Origin of the sequence: Mesorhizobium sp. WSM4312, from assembly GCF_002294875.1 — a bacterium.
In the GTDB taxonomy this organism is placed as follows: domain Bacteria; phylum Pseudomonadota; class Alphaproteobacteria; order Rhizobiales; family Rhizobiaceae; genus Mesorhizobium.
Map to the genome: position 1 here is coordinate 18433 of NZ_NSFU01000023.1, position 19111 is coordinate 37543.

The following is a 19111-nucleotide window of genomic DNA, read 5'->3' on the forward strand; positions in this document are numbered from 1 at the left end:
AAGATAGTTGAAGGAGGACTCGCCGCTCCTCTATTGCTAGCGCCGCAGCACCGCGCTCAGTACGTCGCGGATGCCGATGGCGCCGACAAAGCGGGACTGGTCGTCGAACAGTGCCACGGGTGCTGTCTGCGAACGGTGCATGGCCAGCATGACGGTTTTCAGCGACGTGCCGGGATTGGCCCAGAACACTTGCGCCACTTCCTCCGGCTGGCCCTCGACATCGGCGCAGGACACCCACACCGCCGGCTTGCCATCGCGTTCGGCCGCCGCCACCAGGCCGTGATCGTCGATCTTGAAGCGCGTCGTCTTGCGCCGGTCTAGCCACACCCAGCCATTGTCGCCGTGCTCGAGGTCGCGGCGATCGCGCATGACGTTCCAGGCGGTCAGCACCGAGAGCGGGTTCACATTGGCGATGAAGTCGCGGACATAGTCGTTGGCGGGGCGCAGCACGATGTCTTCCGGCGCGCCGGTCTGGACGATGCGCCCGCCCTCCATGATGGTGATATGGCTGCCGATCTTCAGCGCCTCTTCCAGGTCATGGCTGACGAAGATGATGGTTTTCTTCAGCTCGGCCTGCAGCTGCAGCAGTTCGTCCTGCAGCTTGGTGCGGATCAGCGGGTCGAGCGCGGAGAACGGCTCGTCCATCAACAGGATCGGCGCTTCGGTGGCGAAGGCACGGGCCAGGCCGACGCGCTGCTGCATGCCGCCCGACAGCTCGTGCGCGTATTTCTTCGACCACTGGTCGAGATTGACCAGCTTGAGCTGCCTGTGCACGCGCTCCTTGCGTTCGGCGTCCGGCACGCCGGCAAGTTCGAGGCCGAGGCCGACATTTTCCTCGACCGTGCGCCACGGCAGCAGGCCGAACTGCTGGAACACCATCGCAACCTGCTTCTGGCGCAAGCGCCGCAAGGTCGACTCGTCGCAGGTGACGACGTCGACGATCTTGTCGCCGTCCTTGACCAGAACCTGGCCGCGCGACACCACATTGAGCCTGTTGACGGCCCGAAGCAGGGTCGACTTGCCGGAGCCCGACAGACCCATCAGCACGGAGATCTCGCCCTCATGCACGGTAAGGCTGGCGCCGGCGCAGCCCAGCACATTGCCGGTTTTCTCCAGGATTTCGGCGCGTGTGGCGCCCTTGTCGATCATCGCAAGCGAACCGGCCTGGTCGGCGCCGAAGACGATATCGACGTTCTTGAAATCGACGGCGACGGTCATTTCTTGCCTCCAACGCCAATGCGGGTCATTCGGTCGAGCACGATGGCCAGCACGACGATGGCGAGGCCCGCCTCAAGCCCGAGATCGATGCGGCGCGAGCCGAGCGCGCGGTTGATCTCGGTGCCCAGCCCACCGGCGCCGATGAGAGCCGCGAACACCACCATCGACAGCGACAGCATGATCGATTGCGTCAGACCCGCCATGATGGTGGGCAGCGCCGACGGCAGTTCCACCTTCCACAACAGCTGGCTCTTGGTGGCGCCGAACGCCTCGCCGGCCTCGATGATCGACTTTGGCACCGAGACGACGCCGAGGTGAGTGAGCCTGACCGCTGTCGGGATGACGAAGATGATGGTGACGATGAGGCCGGGCGCGTTGCCGAGGCCGAACAGCGTCAAGACCGGGATCAGGTAGACGAAGGTCGGCAGGGTCTGCATCAGATCGAGCACCGGCAGCATGACGCGGTAGACCTTCGGCTTGTGCGCCGCCCAGATGCCGAGCGGCACGCCGATGGCCATCGCCATGGCGGCGGCGGCGACGACCAGCACGAGCGTCTGCACGGTCTGCTTCCACAGGTTCTGGTTGATGATGAAGATCAGGCCGAGAAAGACGCCGATGGCGAGCGGCCGCGAGCGCTGCAGCAACCAGGCAATACCAACGATGACCAGCGCCAGCAGCACCGGCGGCACCATCAGCAGGAGGTCGACTAGCCCGTCGAGAATGAAATTCAGACCGTTGGAGAAGGCTCTGAAGATGGTGTCGAAATTATCGGTCAGGAACCCGAAAAAGGACTTTCCCCAAGCGCCGATCGGGATCTTGTGATCGACCATGAATTTGGAAATCGGATCCATCTCACCCCTCTTCCACCAGGGCTCTGACTTCGGCCCCGCGCTGTCGCAACGTCATCTTGTCACAGGATGTGAAAAAGGGCAGCCCTTTGTCAAACGGCTGCCCATCTTCATCCGGTCATGCCGGATGCGAAGTCGGCTCAGCTTCCGAGCGCGGTCTTGACCGCCGCTGCGGCGTCGCCGCCGTCGAAGGTGGTCACGCCGGCGATCCACGGCTTGACCGCGTCCGGGTTCTTCTTCAGCCAGTCGGTGGCGACCGTCTGGGCGTCACCGCCCTTCAGGATCGCGTCCATCATCTGGCCTTCCATATCCAGATTGAACTTCAGGTTGGTGATGAACTTGCCGACATTCGGGCATTCGGTCGTGTAGCCCTTGCGCACATTGGTCGACACGGTGGCAGCGCCGAAGCCGCTGTCGCCCATGCCGTCGAGATAGGTGATCTTCATGGCGCCCATCACCGGATGCGGCGTCCAGCCGAGGAAGGCGATCCATTCATTGTTCTTCATCGACTGCTCGGCCTGCGTCAGCATGCCGGCCTCCGAGGACTCGACCAGTTCGAAGCCCTCGAGATTGTCCTTCGGGTTCTTGATCATGTCGAGGATGATGCGGTTGCCGTCATTGCCGGCCTCGATGCCATAGATCTTGCCGTTGAACTTGTCCTTGAACTTGCCAAGATCGGTCAGCGTCTTGACGCCGGCGTCCGCGACATAGGTCGGCACGACGATGCCATAGCCGGCGCCCGAGAGGTTCTGGCTGACGGTCTCGACCGAACCGTCGGCGGTATAGTCCTTGATGTCGTTGGTCATCGACGGCATCCAGTTCCCCAGGAACACATCGAGGTCCTTGTTCTTCAGCGACGCATAGGTCACCGGAACCGAGAGCTGGATCACCTGCGGCTCATAGCCGAGCGCGGTGAGCAGCACCGAAGCGAGCCCCGTGGTGGCCTGGATGTCGGTCCAGCCGACATCGGAAAGACGCACCGCCTTGCAGCTCGCCGGATCGCCGGCAAAGGCGGCACTCGTGGACAGGAACGCCGCCAGGCCGAGGCCGGCGACGAAGGAATTCATACGCGACATAGACAGTCTCCCATTGTGATTCTTTGGCGAAGCGTCGTAACGGTTTCTCTGCCCGCCTTGTTTCGTCAGCCAAACACCATTCTGGTGTAGTTTCAAGCGCTAAGGCAATCACGATCAACGGCGCGGAATGGCCAATCAGCGACACGGCTGACGCTTTTGTCACGCCGCTCATCTTTTTCAGCGGCGAGCCGGCTTTTTCAGGGGAATGCGCCAGCGGCCCCTCCCCGCGCAGAGGCAACTCGGCTTAAGGTCTGTTTGGATTCAGGTCAGGCTGAGACGAAAATGGTGGGGCCCGAGAACCGGAGCGGAGCGTACTTTTGGGCATGTGAGCACAGATCTACTGCGACGCAGTAGAACGGGGAAGCGCAGGGGACGGCCATTTGCAGGCCGGCATCGCCTGAATATCGACGGACCGTAAAGGACGGCATGGCCAAGCTCTACTTCAACTACGCAACGATGAATGCCGGCAAGACGACGATGCTCTTGCAGGCCTCGTACAATTATCGCGAACGCGGCATGACGACGATGCTGTTCGTCGCCGGCCATTACCGCAAGGGGGACAGCGGCCTGATCTCGTCGCGCATCGGGCTGGAGACCGAAGCCGAGATGTTCCGCGACGGCGACGACCTGTTCGCCCGCGTCGCCGAACATCACGACCATACGACGGTGCACTGCGTCTTCGTCGACGAGGCGCAGTTTCTCGAGGAAGAGCAGGTCTGGCAATTGGCCCGCATCGCCGACCGGCTGAACATCCCGGTCATGTGCTACGGCCTGCGCACCGATTTCCAGGGCAAGCTGTTTTCCGGCTCGCGCGCGCTGCTGGCGATCGCCGACGACCTGCGCGAGGTGCGCACCATTTGCCGCTGTGGCCGTAAGGCGACGATGGTCGTGCGCCTCGGCCCGGACGGCAAGGTGGCCCACCAGGGTGAACAGGTGGCGATCGGCAAGGATGTCTATGTCTCGCTCTGCCGCCGTCACTGGGAAGAAGAAATGGGCCGCGCCGCGCCCGACGATTTCATCGGCTTCATGAAATCTTGACCCAGCTTCCCTGCGACCCGCGTCAGGCCGCAGAGACACGCCACAGCGGAAACCGCCAGCCCAGCCGGACACCGAGCGTCGCCACGGCGATCAGCGCCATGCCGGCGGCCTGCGCCGGCCCGAGCGGATGCCCGTAACCGCCCAGTCGATGATGATGATGATGGCAACGACCGGATAGGTGAAGGTGATGATGCCGATCACCGGCGTCGTCAGGCGCGGAAAGGCCGAGTTCATCAGCACATAGGCAATGCCGGTGTGCAGCACGCCGATGCTGACCAGCCAGCCGCTGCATGCGCGGGAACATGCTGGCCGATGCCGGGGACGCGAGCAGGTACGACCGGCCCACTCGCCACGGTGCAGCGTTTGTTAAGGCCTCGGTCCTATAAGGCCGTCAGCCAGAGCTCTCCGGGGTCAGCCATGCTTCGAGCCGTTTCCTCAGCCAGCCTTCTTCTCATTGCCACCTCCATTGCCGCCCATGCCGGCGGCGACCCGGTGCAGGGCAAGCACGTCTTCAACCGCTGCATGGCCTGCCATGAGGCGGCCACCGACCGCGACAAGGTTGGCCCGCATCTCAAGGGTGTCGTCGGCCGCGCCGCAGGCAGCGCGGAAAGCTTCCTTGGCCATTATTCCGACGCCATGAAGAGTGCGGGCGCTGCCGGTCTCGTCTGGGACGAGGCAAATCTCACCGAGTATCTCAGGGCCCCTAAGCTCAAAGTTCCCGGCAACAAAATGGCTTTTGGTGGCCTGACGAATGATGACGACATCGCCAATGTCATCGCCTATCTGAAGGCCGATCCGAAGCCCTGAGTGGCGTCTATGCGGTGCGGCCGCACTGATGTGTTTGGCTGCAACCGGTTCAATCCCCTGACGAATTCAGCATTTCCGCGTCGGCGGGGGCTGACTGTCTTGCCGGCATGAAAGTTCAATGACAGCTGAACTAGTCCCGACTGACCGGCTAATCACGCCATGACCCCACCTGCATTGTCTTTCAAGGCCTTGGCGGATTCTTTTGTTTTCACGCGGCCCTTGTCTTCACGTCTTTCAATCCCCGGATGCCCCACATATATTCGCCGCTGTTCGCAACCAGCGACCGGAAGCCGAAGCGGGAGGCCCCTATGGCGACATTGCAGAATTTCGATGCCGAAATTGCCAAGACCAAGCAGGTCGTCCAGGACATGCGCACCAAGATCGAGCAGTCCGGCACCGTGCTCGACACGCTTGCCACCGCTGACAAGAAGATCGGCGACGCCAATTTCGACATCGAGAACGCCCGCATCGAGGACGTGCTGAAGCAGCAGAAGGTGATGGAAGGCAACATTGCCGACCTGATCATCGGCCTCGAGGACGCCACCAACGTCTTCGGCGCCGAGTTCGAGAGCATGAAGAACTACACCGGCTGGGAGAACTTCGTCGGTGTCTTCTCCAGCCAGCGCAAGCAGCGCATGCGCACCGACCGCGTCCGCAACATGTCGCTGGCCGGCAATCTGCAGGAACTTCTGGCCAAGTCCGACACCATCGTCGGCATCCTGAAGGCGCAGAAGGAGGTTCTCGACCAGCGCTACAAGACCTCCGAGGCCAGCCTGTCGCAGGTCATCGAGCGCCGCAAGACCACCATGTCGAACCTCGAAGCCGTGCAGAAACGCATCGAGGAACTCAACCCCATGCTGCTCGACATCGAAAACAAGATCGCCGCCTCGACAAGCCAGAAGGACCGCACCCAGCTTGAGGGCGAACGCTCCAAGCTCGCCACCGAATACAACGAGAAGCAGGCCAAGGAGCAGGAACTGCTGGCCGAAAGCCAGACGCTCGAGCGCTACACCTCGATGTTCCAGACCTTCGTCGATTCGCTCAACAACCAGATCGCCGCGCAGTCGACGCTGATCAACAAGCTGACCATCGATACCGAGCAGCGCATCGTGCTCTACAAGGCGCTGGAAGATTCCTTGAAGACCGCCGCGCAGCAGGACGTCGCCCACAAGATCAACACGCTGGGCAGCCAGGTCGACAACACGGCGGAAGAAACCATGGCCGGCATCGGCGCCGCTTCGCAGAAGCACATTGGCGATCTGCTCGAAATGCACGAGAAGAACATGGTGGCCAGCTCCGATATCCAGCGCCGCAAGAAGCTCGCCGACGATGCCTTTGCCCGGCGCTTCGACGAGGTGCTGAAGAAGCACAATTCGGCCAACTACGTGCAGTCATAATTGCCGCGCGCACCGGTGCGACAATCCCAGGGCTGACAGAATGACCCCCGAAAACGACGCGGCGGCGCGGTATTTCTCGGCAATCACGGCCGCGCTCAGCGGTCTTGAAGTGTTCATGCGCGACGACCGCTCGCCGCTTTACCGGCACGGCATCGTCGCCAAGATCGTTGCCGAATACATCGCCCGGCTCGACAAGTCTTTTGGCTGCTGGCGCAACCGGCTGGGCTTCATGGACACGTTCCGCATTTCGCGCGCCGAAAGCGGCTTCCCGGTGTTCCAGAACCTGCTCGAACTGGAAAACGACCGCCGCCAGGCCGATGCGCGCCTTGCCAACATCCCGCTGGCCGGCGAGCTGCGCGAGGAGATGGCCGACTTCATCCTGCGCCACAAGGAATTCCCCGAGGCGCTGCAGAAGTCGATGGCCGAGCGGCTCTATCTCGAGGACGTCAGGAGCGAGCAGACTTTTGGGCCGTTCACGCTGGCGCAGACGGCCAAGGTGTCGGTCAATCCGAAGACGGCATTGCCCTACTATCTCGTCCATTGGGCGACCTTCGACGGCAGCGCCAACCTGCCGCTGGTCTACATGGTGACGGTGGAGGATTCCTCCGAGAACATGGTCCGCCAGCTCGTCGACCGGAACGGCAAGCTCAACGACAAGGTCGATATCCCACTGCCGGTCGACGGCCTGCTCAATCCCGAGCTCGCCCACCGTTTCGACGATTTCACCGAGAAGAACTCCGCCTACACGCTGTCACCGGCGACGATTGCGGTCAATCTCGACAAGGATTTCGAGCCGCTGCACCCCAAGCAGTTGCGCCGCGTCGTGCTTGGCCCCTTCTATTCCGCGGGCATTACCGACAACAATTCGACGGTGACCGAAGTGCTGGCCAAGGTGCGCAAGCCGGAAAACGCCTGGCTGCTGACCTGGACCATCCAGGAGGTCTATTCCAAGGGCGAGAAGCCCGGCCGCAAGGGGCTGTTTTCCAGCGAGAAGACGACGCAGGAATTCTTCATCAACACCGACGATTTGGAAGCCGCGCGCCAGGGCGTGTCCAGCTACGAGAACCACGCGCTGATCCCGCACGAGGCCTACCAGGCGCTCTACGCCGTCGGCGAAGCACAGAAGATCTTTGGCGGCTACAAGGTCCACATCCTGTCGAATGGGCAGGTCATTTCAGACGTCTGACCGTAACACCACGGAGCACACTTCATGGACACCGGCCTGACCACCATCCCGGAAGCGGCGATCGAGAAGCACCGCGCCACAGCGCAGAGCTTCATCACCCGCATCGTCGTGCTGGAAGACCCGTCGCGTGAGTCCGGCACGGCACTGGCCGGCACCAATCGCCGCTTCGTCTCCACCGTCTCGGTTGGCTCGGTGCGTCGCACGCGCGAGGTCGAGCTGTCGAAGACCGTCGGCGCCGTCCATCCCGACGACCAGTTGCTCACCATTCCGCAGCACACGCTTCTGTTTCGCGCGCGGCGCGGCACGGCGATCGCGCTGGCCATATCGGATGTCTTCGCCGAAGGCTCCGACCTCGAAAGCCTGCAGGCGAAGAACACCCGCGCCCCGCTCGAGGGCGACGAGGCGTCGGCCTTCAAGAAGCTCCTGTCGGCCTCGGCCTATATCTCGGCCTTCAGCCTGGCATCCTATCTGTTCCAGCTGATCGACAGCGACGGCGAGGCACCCAACGACATCCCCGAACCCGACTTCCTTTTCGACACGCCGCAGGATGCGGTGAAGTCGATCCTCGCCGGCCTCGACAAGGCGATAGCGGGCTCGAAGGACGATGCCGACCTGGCGACACGGGCACGCGCCTTCGCCCGCGTCGCCATCGATGGGCTGCTGGCCAGAAAAGGCCGCTTCGACGGCATCGGCCCGTTCGAGAACGCCCATATCCGCATCGATGCCGATGAATTCACCCTGGACGGCTTCGACGTCGCCCCCGGCAAGCGCTCCAAACCGCTGGTGATGACTTTCAAGAAGCCGGAAGAGGTCGTCGGCAACCACATCGCCAAATTCCAGTCGGTCAGGCTGGCCAAGATGCTGATGGCCTACGACTTCGAGCGCGAGCTGAACCCCTTCGTCGAGCTCGGCGGCTTTCTGTTCACCTTCATCGGCGACGGCGCGCCGGGCACCGGCAAGACGACGCTGATCCAGATGATCGCCGGCCTCGTCAACGGCTATTGCCAGGTCGCCGGCTATCCTTTTGCCTATGAGAATTTCGGCGTCGACCAGATTTCGTCCTATCAGGGCAAATCGGGCCAGAACTGCCGCCAGTTCATCAACAATGTCTTGAACCCGCGCGTCATCGGCTTCGGCACCATAGACGATATCGACCAGGTGGCGGCGCGCCGCTCCGACGACCGCGCCTCGGCCGGCCAGCAGGAGATCACCGGCGTCCTGATGGATGCCTTCGCCGGCGCGTCAACCGTGGTGCGCGGCAACTGCTCCTTCGGCATGTTCTCCAACTATCCCGAAAATGTCGACGACGCGCTGCGCCAGCGCGCCGGTGCCCGCTGGCTGGTCGACGGCCCGCAGACCCGCGACGACTATATCGACATCTTCGTGCTGCTCGCCGGCAAGAACCACGAAATCCCTCTGGGCAAGCACGAGCTTTACGCCGCACAGGAAATCCAGCGCGCTGTCGAGGAGGCTTATGAGGAGCACGAAAAGCCGCAGGAGGACGGCCTGATGAAGGTCTATGAGCGCTACATGAAGGAGAATGGCGCGCCCAAGACCATGGCCGATATCGGCACCTACCTGCACCTGATCAAGGACGCCGAGCCGCGCTTCACCGGCCGCGCCATCAAGAACGTCACCGACGCCATCAAGATGCGCGCCATGGACATCGAGCTTCCCGACGACTGGTTCGAGAAGCCGGAAGCCTTCATGCACAAGGGCTATGACGAGAAGAAAGCCATGATCGAGGAACTGCGCGGCCCGTTCTCGATGGACATGGTCATGCAGGAGATCAACCGCTACGCCGATTCCGAGTTCCGCTACTCCGACAAGTCCGACGACGCCGCCGTGGAAAAGCTGCTGCGCGACGCGCGGCTGCGCGAGCGGGCGGCGCGCGAGATGGAGGAGATGAAGAAGAAGGGGCTGTGGTGATCTTTTCCTTCTCCCCGTTTACGGGGGAAGGTGCCCGAAGGGCGGATGAGGGGCAGCGCCATGCGTGGAAGAAACGAGCCAAAGATTGTGAGAGCCCGCGAGTTGCGGAGAGTTGAGAACGATGCCGAGGAAAGGCTTTGGCATGAATTGCGCGGACGGCGATTGAATGGTCACAAGTTTGTTCGCCAACTATCGATCGGCCCCTATTTCGCGGACTTTGCCTGCCGCGAGGCGAATCTGGTTGTGGAAGTCGATGGAAGCCACCATGCCAGTCAATTCAGTGATCGGTACAGGGACGAGACGATGAACGACAACGGCTGGTCGGTATTGAGGGTCTGGCACGCGGATGTTTTAGCCAATCTTTCGAGCGTGCTGGATACGATTGTCGCGGCGCTGGATGGTCGACTCGATCGCAAGATGATCGGTGTCGATGCGAAATTTCTGCCGGCCACGGCGTTGGAGCAAGAATAATGAGCGCTTGCGCCGCCCCTCATCCGCCCTTCGGGCACCTTCTCCCCGTGAACGGGGAGAAGGAAAGGTGAGCAAAAAACCCGACCTCTTGCGCGACAACGAACTCATCTACGGCCGTCTGCTCACCGTCGACGAGCCGCATCTCGTCCAGCGTTACAACAAGGCGCTGGCCGCGTTTGGCCTGCCTCCGACCAGGCTGAAGAGCTTCCAGATCGACCGCACCGGCTTCTCGCCCGAGATCGCCGACGAGTGCGGCGACCCTGACTATCTCGACCCCAACGAGGTCAATCGCCGCTTCATCATCCTGACGCCGTCGCAGATCGACCTGCCGGTGGTGCACACGGCCTTCTCCAACACCTCGCAGCTGATGTTCGAGTTCATGTCCAAGAACCAGCGCGCCATCGACGCGCTGACCATCAAGGACGTCATCTACGGCGAGATCGAGGATTCCGTTCCCAAGGTCAACGACATCGAGGACCTGCTGTCGATCAACCAGGTCGAGTTCAAGGTTCTGTCGGCCGAGGATGTGCTGGGCAAGGCCGCTGAACTCGGCAAGCTCGTCGACCGGCTGAAGCAGGAGCCCGATGCCTGGCGCGACAACGCCATGCTGACGCGCATGGTGGAGCTGGCGAAAATCTGCGGCGACATCCGCGAGAACGCGCTGGTGCCAGACCAGGTGATCTTCCGCCACAATGCCTACTGGACCAGCCATTTCGGCGGGCTCTACGTGTTCGTCGATCCCGACATGACGACGGTGATCAGCGATCCGGCGGCCCCGGGCTTTCGCCGCTCGCGGCCGTGGCAGGTGAGCTATCTCTCGATCAACGACGCCGACAAGGTCTTCAAGTTCCTGGCCAGCACCGGCCGCATCGAACTGCCCCGCGCCTCATGGATAGAAACGTCCGGCTATCTCGAGCACCGCGCCGAGATGGTGGTGCGCGCGCTGATCCGTGACGCCGAGCCCAACCGCAATCTGACCGATGTCGACAAGGTCTGGCTGCAGACCTGGATCCAGAGCCATGCCGACCTGATTACCAAGGACGGCAATTTCCCCTTCCTCAACGCCGCCAAGCGCGAGATCGCCCAGCTTGGCCATCTCAAGATCGAGGATGTGTTCCCGCAGCAGCGCTTCCTGGTGGTGCGCGCCAAGCCGGACCATCCCGACGCCTGGCTGACCAACCGGCTGATCTCGGATTTCGTGCCGACCGACTTTGTCTCGCGCTACATCTTCAACAAGCAGGGCTTCTACAAGGACTATGACGGCTTCAGCGACGCCTGGAGATCGCATGTTGTGGACGTTCTGAAAACCACATATTTGAAGGACAAGGTGGCGTTTCGCACACGCCTCTACGGCCTGACCGACTAGAACGAAACGAGCTGTCATTTTGTTCTAACTTATTGTTTTAGCACATGATGTTATCCAAAAAGTCTGCAACTTTTTGGCATCATGCTTTGAGGGGGTGACACAGCCATGCTCGATCCGATCGTGAACTTCTTCGTCAGGATTTTTCAGTGGATCGGCCGCGGCATCGGCCTTCTGATCGGCGCCATCCTGTGGCCGTTCCTATGGGCCGGCCGCTGGTACACGCAGCGCGGCTGGATCCTCAAGGCCGTGCTCGGCCTGGCCCTGCTGGTGCTGATCGGCCTCTACGCCAACTTCTTCTATGCCACCCAGTGGTGGAACAATTTCAACCCGAACTATCCTGACACCTACACTTTCGAGAAGCGCAATGTTTCCGCCGGCGAGCAGGTGGCCGCCGGCACTGGCACCGACACGGCAAAGACCTGCGGCAATTCCGGCATTGCCCAGATCGCGGCGGACCTGACCGACTTCAACGTCAACCAGAATGCCTGGATCTCGTCGATGATCCTCTACAAGCTCGGCCTGTTCGGCATCGACTGGGACAACACGCCGTGGATGGACAACAAGGCGTCCTTCCAGCGCGGCATCAACCAGGCTGTGCGGCGCACGGCGACCGAGCTCGCCGACAATCTCGGCCGCGTGCGCACGACTTCGCAGATCGATGCCGATCTGCAGGATGCGCGCGGCAATCTGCAGTTCGACGAATACACCTGGTATTTCGGCGTCAGCCCGTTCGGCCCGAAGACACCGACCCCGAGCTATTATCGCGACGCGGTGCGCAAGCTGCGCTCGTTCAATGCCCGCCTCGCCACCTGCCAGGCCACTTTCGATGCCCGCGCCGACAATCTGAAGCAGTATATCGACCGCATCGCATCGGACATCGGCTCGACTTCCGCCATCCTCAAGGAACGCGCCGAGAACCACAACAATGGCTGGTTCGACACCCGCGCCGACGACCGCTACTGGTTCGCCTATGGCCAGCTCTATGCCTATTACGGCCTGATGAAGGGCGCGCAGGCCGACTTCGAGGACGTCATCAAGGAAAAGCACCTGCAGAGCCTGTGGGACACGATGGACGCGCAATTCGTCTCGGCCCTGCGTATCCAGCCCTTCATCATCGCCAATGGCCGCGAGGATGGCTGGCTGCTGCCGACGCACCTGACGACAATGGGCTTCTACATCCTGCGCGTGCGCTCCAACATGGTCGAAATCAGCAACGTGCTGACGCAATAGCGTTCGCCGGTCGCAGTGCATGTCGCCCGAAAGTGGCCCCGGTTTTGGGCGAACGACATGCATAAGAACAAAAGGCTAAAGCGCGATGCGCTTTAGCCTGGCGATGGCGAATTTGCGCCGTCGCCTCTGTCGCATTCCGTGCATTGTGCGGCTGTTTTGAGACGGCGGAACGGCGCGTCCTCTGGCTTCTATACGGCGCGGCAACGGAGCCGGAAAGAACCCGAGAACAGGTCGGCCGGTCCGCAGAGGAATTTTCTTCATAGGAAACATAGTTGCATGCAAGTTGACGCCGCGGCAGCGACAGGGTTAAAACAGCCCGCGCCCGGTTCCAACCTGCCTGCCAGTGAGATCAAACCCGTCCCCTCCACAGTCCAATCCAGAGGAAAGCCGTCATGGCCGAAGTGAAGTCCGACATCGAGATCGCGCGCGGCGCCAAGAAGAAGCAGATCCAGGAGATCGGCCAGAAGATCGGCATTCCGACCGAACACCTTTTGCCCTACGGCCACGACAAAGCCAAGATTTCCGCCGAGTTTATCAAATCGGTGAAGGGCAACAAGGACGGCAGGCTGATCCTCGTCACCGCCATCAACCCGACGCCCGCGGGCGAAGGCAAGACCACCACCACGGTTGGTCTCGGCGACGGCCTGAACCGCATCGGCAAGAAGGCGATCGTCTGCATCCGCGAGGCTTCGCTCGGCCCGAATTTCGGCGTCAAGGGCGGTGCAGCCGGCGGCGGCTACGCACAGGTCGTGCCGATGGAGGACATGAACCTCCACTTCACCGGCGACTTCCACGCCATCACCACGGCGCACAACCTTTTGTCGGCGCTGATCGACAACCACATCTACTGGGGCAACGAGCTCGGCATCGACACCCGCCGCGTCGTCTGGCGCCGCGTCATGGACATGAACGACCGCGCGCTGCGCGAGATGATCTGTTCGCTCGGCGGCGTCGCCAACGGCTTTCCGCGCGAGGGCGGCTTCGACATCACCGTCGCCTCGGAAGTCATGGCCATCCTGTGCCTGTCGACCGACCTCAAGGACCTCGAGAAGCGCCTCGGCGACATCATCGTCGCCTATCGCCGTGACAAGTCGCCGGTCTATGCCCGCGACCTCAAGGCCGACGGCGCCATGGCCGTGCTGCTCAAGGACGCCATGCAGCCGAACCTGGTGCAGACTCTGGAAAACAACCCGGCCTTCGTGCATGGCGGCCCGTTCGCCAACATCGCGCATGGCTGCAACTCGGTCGTCGCCACCACGACGGCGCTCAAGCTTGCCGACTATGTCGTCACCGAAGCCGGCTTCGGCGCCGATCTCGGCGCGGAAAAGTTCTTCGACATCAAGTGCCGCAAGGCCGGCCTGAAGCCGGCGGCGGCCGTCATCGTCGCCACCGTGCGCGCCATGAAGATGAACGGCGGCGTCAAGAAGGAAGACCTCGGCAAGGAAAACATCGAGGCGGTGAAGAAGGGCTGCGCCAACCTTGGCCGCCACATCGAGAACATCCGCCAGTTCGGCGTGCCGGCGGTGGTGGCCATCAACCACTTCTATTCCGACACCGACGCCGAAATCCAGGCGATGAAGGACTATGTCGCTTCGATGGGCGAAGAGGCGATCCTGTGCAAGCACTGGGCCAACGGCTCGGCCGGCATCGAGGAACTCGCCAACAAGGTGGTGGCGCTGGCCGAATCCGGCGCCTCGCAATTCGCGCCGCTCTATCCCGACGCCATGCCGCTGTTCGAGAAGATCAACACCATCGTCCAGCGCATCTATCGCGGCTCGGAAGCGATCGCCGACAAGTCGGTGCGCGACCAGTTGCACGCCTGGGAGCAGGCCGGCTACGGCAACCTGCCGGTCTGCATGGCCAAGACCCAGTACTCCTTCTCGACCGACCCGAACCTGCGCGGCGCGCCGACCGGCCACACCGTGCCGGTGCGCGAGGTCAGGCTTTCGGCGGGCGCAGGCTTCGTCGTCATCATCTGCGGCGAGGTCATGACCATGCCCGGCCTGCCCAAGGCGCCGTCCTCGGAAAAGATCTTCCTCAACGAGGTCGGCCAGATCGAAGGCCTGTTCTAGAATCTTCAAATCCCAAACGAAAAGGGCGCCGCAGCGATGCGGCGCCCTTTCCGTTTGCGGAGTGGTCCTAGGCCGCGTTGCGCGCCAGCGCCCGCTGGTTGGAGGCGTAAATCGTGTCGCGTTCCGGCAATGCACCGGTCTTCAGGCACTCGACCCATTCGGCGGTCTTCAGTACGGCCGCGAAACGTGACTGCAGGATGATCGTCACCACGCGGTGGATCTCCTCGGCCGAGGCATAGCCGGCGCTGTTGGCATAGGGCACCGAGCCGGTGGCGTCCGACAGGAACTCGACGGCGAAGCCCATATGCACCGCATGGATGATGGTCGACAGGTCGCAATTATGCGTCATGTAGCCGACCACCGTGAGCGTATCGATGGCATTGGCGCGCAGCCACGCTTCGAGGTCGGTACCGGTGAAGGCCGATGGAAGGGTCTTCTCGACATAGTGGTCGCGGCCGCGCCTGGCGATTTCGGGATGCAGTTCGCCGCCGTGGCTACTCTTGGCGAAGATCGGCGAGCTCTCGGGCGCCATCTGCTTGATAACAACCACCTTGATGCCGGCGGCAGCAGCCGCATCCATGGCGCGCGCCACATTGACGACGCTGTCGCGGAACGGCGGATGCTGGATGGCCAGATTGCCGCCATCATAGTCGTTCTGGACGTCGATGACGATGAGCGCGCGGCGTGGCGTGATGTTGGCTGGGGCAGACATGGTGTTTTCCTTCCGGCTTGGATGCGATGGGCCGAAAATAAGCGGCTTCGGGAGTGATCGAAAGTGGCCCGATTGACATCATTCGAAAGAATTGGGACAATCCAGCTTCCGAACCGGAAACGCCCATGACCGCCCCGATCATTGCCGCCCTCGCCTTCGACGGCATCAGCCCGTTCCACCTCTCCGTGCCTTGCCTGGTGTTCGGCGCCGACCGCACGAGGCTCGGCCTGCCGCGCTTCGACTTCCGCGTGTGCGGGGTCGAGCAAGGCATGATCCGGACCGATGCCGGGCTGAGCATCCTTGTCCCGCACGGTCTGTCCGCGCTCGACGATGCCGACATCATCATCATCCCGAGCTGGAAGGATCTCGAAGCCCCGCTGGCCGGGCCGCTCGACGAAGCGCTCGGTCGCGCGCACCGGCGCGGCGCGCTGATCGTCGGCCTGTGCCTCGGCACCTTTGCCATTGCCGCCGCCGGCCTGCTTTCAGGCCGGAAGGCGACCACGCACTGGGCCTATACGGACCAGCTGCGCGCCCTGCACCCCGACATCTCGGTCGATGCCGACGTGCTCTATGTCGACGATGGCGACATCGTCACCTCCGCCGGCGTCGCCGCCGGGCTGGATTGCTGCCTGCACATCGTACGCGCCCGCTATGGAGCGGAAGCGGCACTGCGGCTCGCCCGGCACGTCGTGCTCTCACCGCACAGGCAGGGCGGGCAGGCGCAGTTCATCGAACGCCCCGTGGCAAAGAGCGCGAATGCCGATCGCTTCACCCAGGCGCTTGACGCGGTGCGCGCCACGCTCGGCGAGGCGCACAGCCTCGACAGCGTCGCCGAGGCCGCCGGTCTGACGCGGCGTACCTTCACCCGCCGCTTCCAGAAATCGATCGGCACCAGCTTTGGCGATTGGCTGACCAGCCAGCGCATCGAACTGGCGCAGCGGCTGCTGGAAGCGACGGAAAAATCGATGGACATCGTGGCCTTCGAGGCCGGCTTCGGCAGCGCCACCTCGCTGCGCCAGCATTTCGCCGCAAGGCTGAGGACATCGCCGGCGCAGTATCGGCGCGAATTCTCCCAGCGGATTGACCAGGAAGAACGGATGGCGCAGGCCTGATTGCTTGCGGCGGAAATTCAGCCGCGCTTGACCGGCCGCGCCGGATTGCCGACCACCGTCTCGTTTGCAGGCACATCACGCGTCACCACCGCGCCGGCGCCGACGATGGCGCCCTCGCCGATGCTGACGCCGCCAAGGATGACCGCGCTGCCGCCGATCCAGGCATGGGCGCCGATCTCGACCGGCCTGGCGATCTCCAGCCCCGCCTGTCGGCCCGCGGCTTGCCTGTGGTGCTCGGCGCAATAGATCTGCACATTGGGGCCAAGCAGCGTTCCCTTGCCGATGCGCACGCTTGCCGTGTCGAGGATGGTGCAGCCGGCGTTGAGGAAGACGCCATCGCCGAGAACGATGTTGAAGCCATAGGCGCAGTGGAACGGCGCCTCGATGCGGGCGCCCTCGCCCACGCCGCCGAGCAATGCCTTCAGGCCCGGCCCGAGATTGCCGCGCTGCCTTGGCGGCAGGCAATTGTGCTCGAACACCGCGTCGCGCGCGAGGGCACGCAGCGCCTCCAGCTCGTTATCGAGGCAAGAGTACCATTCGCCGGCCGCCATCTTCACGCGCTCGCTTCCAGCCATGGCGGGTCTCCGATTGACGTCCTTGCAAAGCACAGTTGCGGCCAGCAGAAAAGCGCCAATCCAAGTACTGGCCAAATATCCGACCTATGGTAGCCTGCCGTCTCGAGGCCGTCCTGGCCTGGTGATCGAGGGGATCAACATGCTCTATCTTCTTGCACTTCTGATCGGCGTCATCGCCGGCCTGCGCGCCATGACCGCGCCGGCCGCGGTCGCCTGGGGCGCCTATCTCGGCTGGCTGCCGGTTGCCGGCACCTGGGCAAGCTTCATGAGCCATTGGGCCGCTGTCGGCATCTTCACCATCCTCGCCATCGTCGAGCTGGTCACCGACCAGCTGCCGTCGACGCCGAGCCGTAAAGTGCCGCAACAGTTCGGCGCCCGCATCATCATGGGCGCCTTCACCGGCGCGGTGATCGGCGCGACCGCCGGCGCCACCATCGTCTGCCTGATCGCCGGCGCCATCGGTGCCGTCATCGGCACGCTGGGCGGCGCCGAAGCGCGCGGCCGGCTTGCGGCTGCTTTCGGCAAGGACCCGCCCGCCGCCTTCATCGAGGACGCGGTGGCGATCATCGGCGGCCTGCTGATCGTGGCGGCGGTGGCATGACGGCAAAAACTTTCGACGCCATCATCATCGGCGCCGGCCAGGCCGGCACACCGCTCGCCGGCAGGCTGAACGCAGCCGGCATGAGCGTGGCGCTGATCGAACGCAAGCTGGTCGGCGGCACCTGCGTCAACACTGGTTGCATCCCGACCAAGACGATGGTGGCGAGCGCCTATGCCGCGCATCTGGCGCGGCGCGCCGCCGACTATGGCGTGACGCTCAGCGGCCCTGTCGGTGTCGACTATGCCAAGATCAAGGCGCGCAAGGACAAGGTTTCGGGCGCCTCCCGCACCGGGCTGGAAACGTGGATCGCCGGCATGGACAAATGCACGCTCTATCGCGGCCATGCGCGCTTCGAAACCGCCAATACGGTGCGCGTCGGCGACGACCTTCTGACCGCCGACAGGATCTTCCTCAACACCGGAGGCCGCGCTTCCGTGCCCGATTTGCCCGGCGTCCACGACATCGACTATCTGACCAATTCCTCGATGATGGATCTCGAGGTCCTGCCGCGCCATCTGGTCGTCGTCGGCGGCAGCTACATCTCGCTCGAATTCGCGCAGATGTTCCGCCGTTTCGGCAGCGAAGTCACCGTCATCGAGAAGAGCCCGCGCCTGACCGGCCGCGAGGACGAGGACGTCTCGGCCACCATCCTGTCCATCCTCGAAAACGAAGGCATCACGGTCCATGTCGGCGCCGACGACATCGGTTTCGCCAAACAGGGCGACGATATCGCCGTGGCCTTCTCGGCCGGCAAGCCGCCGGCCGTCGGTTCTCATGTGCTGCTGGCGCTTGGCCGAACGCTCAACACCGACGATCTCGGCCTCAACCGAGCCGGCGTCGCCGTCGACAAGCGTGGAGCCGTTATCGTGGACGACCAGCTGCGCACCAGCGTCCCAGGCATCTGGGCGATGGGCGACTGCAACGGCAAGGGCGCTTTCACCCACACTTCCTACAATGACTACGAAATCGTCGCCGCCAACCTGCTCGACAACGACCCACGCAAGGTCAGCGACCGCATCGAGGCCTATGCGCTTTACATCGACCCGCCGCTCGGCCGCTGCGGCATGACCGAGGCGGCGGTGAAGAAATCCGGACGCCGCGCGCTGGTCGGCCAGCGGCCGATGACCCGCGTCGGCCGCGCCGTTGAAAAAGGCGAGACGCAAGGCTTCATGAAGATCTTCGTTGATGCCGACACGCGGCAGATCCTCGGCTGTTGCGTGCTCGGTCCCGGCGGCGACGAGGCGGTGCATTGCGTGCTCGATCTGATGTACGCCAAGGCGCCGGTCGACACGCTGGCGCGCGCGACGCACATCCACCCCACTGTCTCGGAACTGCTGCCCACGATTGCCCAGGAGCTGAAGCCGCTGGCCTGAGGCACCTAAAGCTCCAGACATTCTGCATTGGTGCATTGCAGCAATGTGCATTGCGCATAGCTCAACTCCTCGCGCAATCTCTGGATTGAACCGATTCAGT

At 63.0% G+C, this 19111-nt stretch carries 18 protein-coding genes; 12 read left to right on the top strand and 6 right to left on the bottom strand.

Going from position 1 to position 19111, the window contains the following annotated elements; genetic code table 11:
• Positions 1-36: 36 nt before the first annotated feature.
• From choV to CK228_RS29620, 3 genes are all read right to left on the bottom strand, one after another.
• Positions 37-1218, bottom strand: a complete 1182-nt coding sequence (choV, locus tag CK228_RS29610) for a choline ABC transporter ATP-binding protein (RefSeq protein ID WP_095790114.1) — start codon at positions 1216-1218, stop codon at positions 37-39.
• Entirely contained in the window at positions 1215-2069 is an 855-nt protein-coding gene (gene choW / locus CK228_RS29615; protein WP_095790115.1) for a choline ABC transporter permease subunit, read from the bottom strand. Before choW ends, choV begins: the two co-directional genes overlap by 4 nt.
• Before the next feature lie 137 nt (positions 2070-2206).
• Positions 2207-3142, bottom strand: a complete 936-nt coding sequence (locus CK228_RS29620; protein ID WP_095790116.1) for a choline ABC transporter substrate-binding protein — start codon at positions 3140-3142, stop codon at positions 2207-2209.
• 426 nt (positions 3143-3568) lie between these two features.
• On the opposite strand from CK228_RS29620, the gene CK228_RS29625 reads away from it, so the two are divergent.
• Positions 3569-4180 (top strand): thymidine kinase, encoded by a 612-nt coding sequence (locus CK228_RS29625; RefSeq protein ID WP_095790117.1) that lies wholly within the window; start codon positions 3569-3571, stop codon positions 4178-4180.
• Positions 4181-4270: 90 nt separating this feature from the next.
• Here the strand turns inward: CK228_RS29625 and CK228_RS36105 are convergent, their stop codons facing one another.
• Positions 4271-4444 carry a hypothetical protein gene (locus CK228_RS36105; RefSeq protein WP_245438139.1) on the bottom strand — a complete coding sequence of 58 codons (174 nt, stop codon included), beginning with the start codon at positions 4442-4444 and terminating at the stop codon, positions 4271-4273.
• A 153-nt stretch (positions 4445-4597) separates the two neighbouring features.
• Between CK228_RS36105 and CK228_RS29635 the strand changes: the two genes are divergently transcribed.
• The 8 genes from CK228_RS29635 to CK228_RS29670 all read left to right on the top strand — a co-directional run bounded on the left by CK228_RS29635 (position 4598) and on the right by CK228_RS29670 (position 14638).
• Positions 4598-4987, top strand: a complete 390-nt coding sequence (locus CK228_RS29635) for a cytochrome c family protein (protein ID WP_095790118.1) — start codon at positions 4598-4600, stop codon at positions 4985-4987.
• Between the two features lie 308 nt (positions 4988-5295).
• Entirely contained in the window at positions 5296-6384 is a 1089-nt protein-coding gene (locus CK228_RS29640; protein ID WP_095790148.1) for a hypothetical protein, read from the top strand.
• Positions 6385-6424: 40 nt separating this feature from the next.
• Positions 6425-7570, top strand: a complete 1146-nt coding sequence (locus tag CK228_RS29645) for a hypothetical protein (protein ID WP_095773495.1) — start codon at positions 6425-6427, stop codon at positions 7568-7570.
• A gap of 24 nt (positions 7571-7594) precedes the next feature.
• Complete coding sequence (locus tag CK228_RS29650) at positions 7595-9499, top strand: ATP-binding protein (RefSeq protein WP_095790119.1); 1905 nt, start codon at positions 7595-7597, stop codon at positions 9497-9499.
• A gap of 60 nt (positions 9500-9559) precedes the next feature.
• The gene (locus CK228_RS29655) at positions 9560-9970 is read left to right on the top strand and encodes a DUF559 domain-containing protein (RefSeq protein WP_095790149.1); all 411 of its coding nucleotides are present in this window, start codon (positions 9560-9562) and stop codon (positions 9968-9970) included.
• Between the two features lie 67 nt (positions 9971-10037).
• Positions 10038-11336, top strand: coding sequence for a DUF6638 family protein (locus CK228_RS29660; RefSeq protein ID WP_095790120.1), 1299 nt, complete (start codon positions 10038-10040; stop codon positions 11334-11336).
• Between the two features lie 105 nt (positions 11337-11441).
• Entirely contained in the window at positions 11442-12566 is a 1125-nt protein-coding gene (locus tag CK228_RS29665; RefSeq protein ID WP_010911160.1) for a DUF2333 family protein, read from the top strand.
• A gap of 392 nt (positions 12567-12958) precedes the next feature.
• Positions 12959-14638: a formate--tetrahydrofolate ligase gene (locus CK228_RS29670; RefSeq protein WP_095773491.1), complete on the top strand. Its 1680-nt coding sequence runs from the start codon at positions 12959-12961 to the stop codon at positions 14636-14638.
• 67 nt (positions 14639-14705) lie between these two features.
• Here the strand turns inward: CK228_RS29670 and CK228_RS29675 are convergent, their stop codons facing one another.
• Positions 14706-15350 (bottom strand): cysteine hydrolase family protein, encoded by a 645-nt coding sequence (locus CK228_RS29675; RefSeq protein WP_095790121.1) that lies wholly within the window; start codon positions 15348-15350, stop codon positions 14706-14708.
• A gap of 125 nt (positions 15351-15475) precedes the next feature.
• On the opposite strand from CK228_RS29675, the gene CK228_RS29680 reads away from it, so the two are divergent.
• Positions 15476-16462 carry a helix-turn-helix domain-containing protein gene (locus tag CK228_RS29680; protein ID WP_095773709.1) on the top strand — a complete coding sequence of 329 codons (987 nt, stop codon included), beginning with the start codon at positions 15476-15478 and terminating at the stop codon, positions 16460-16462.
• Positions 16463-16479: 17 nt separating this feature from the next.
• Here the strand turns inward: CK228_RS29680 and CK228_RS29685 are convergent, their stop codons facing one another.
• Positions 16480-17037, bottom strand: a complete 558-nt coding sequence (locus CK228_RS29685) for a sugar O-acetyltransferase (RefSeq protein ID WP_095790122.1) — start codon at positions 17035-17037, stop codon at positions 16480-16482.
• A 139-nt stretch (positions 17038-17176) separates the two neighbouring features.
• Between CK228_RS29685 and CK228_RS29690 the strand changes: the two genes are divergently transcribed.
• Together CK228_RS29690 and CK228_RS29695 are read left to right on the top strand one after the other, a co-directional pair.
• Entirely contained in the window at positions 17177-17638 is a 462-nt protein-coding gene (locus CK228_RS29690) for a DUF4126 domain-containing protein (protein WP_095790150.1), read from the top strand.
• Complete coding sequence (locus CK228_RS29695) at positions 17635-19011, top strand: FAD-containing oxidoreductase (protein ID WP_095773488.1); 1377 nt, start codon at positions 17635-17637, stop codon at positions 19009-19011. The genes CK228_RS29690 and CK228_RS29695 overlap by 4 nt, the downstream gene beginning before the upstream one ends.
• Positions 19012-19111 lie beyond the last annotated feature (100 nt).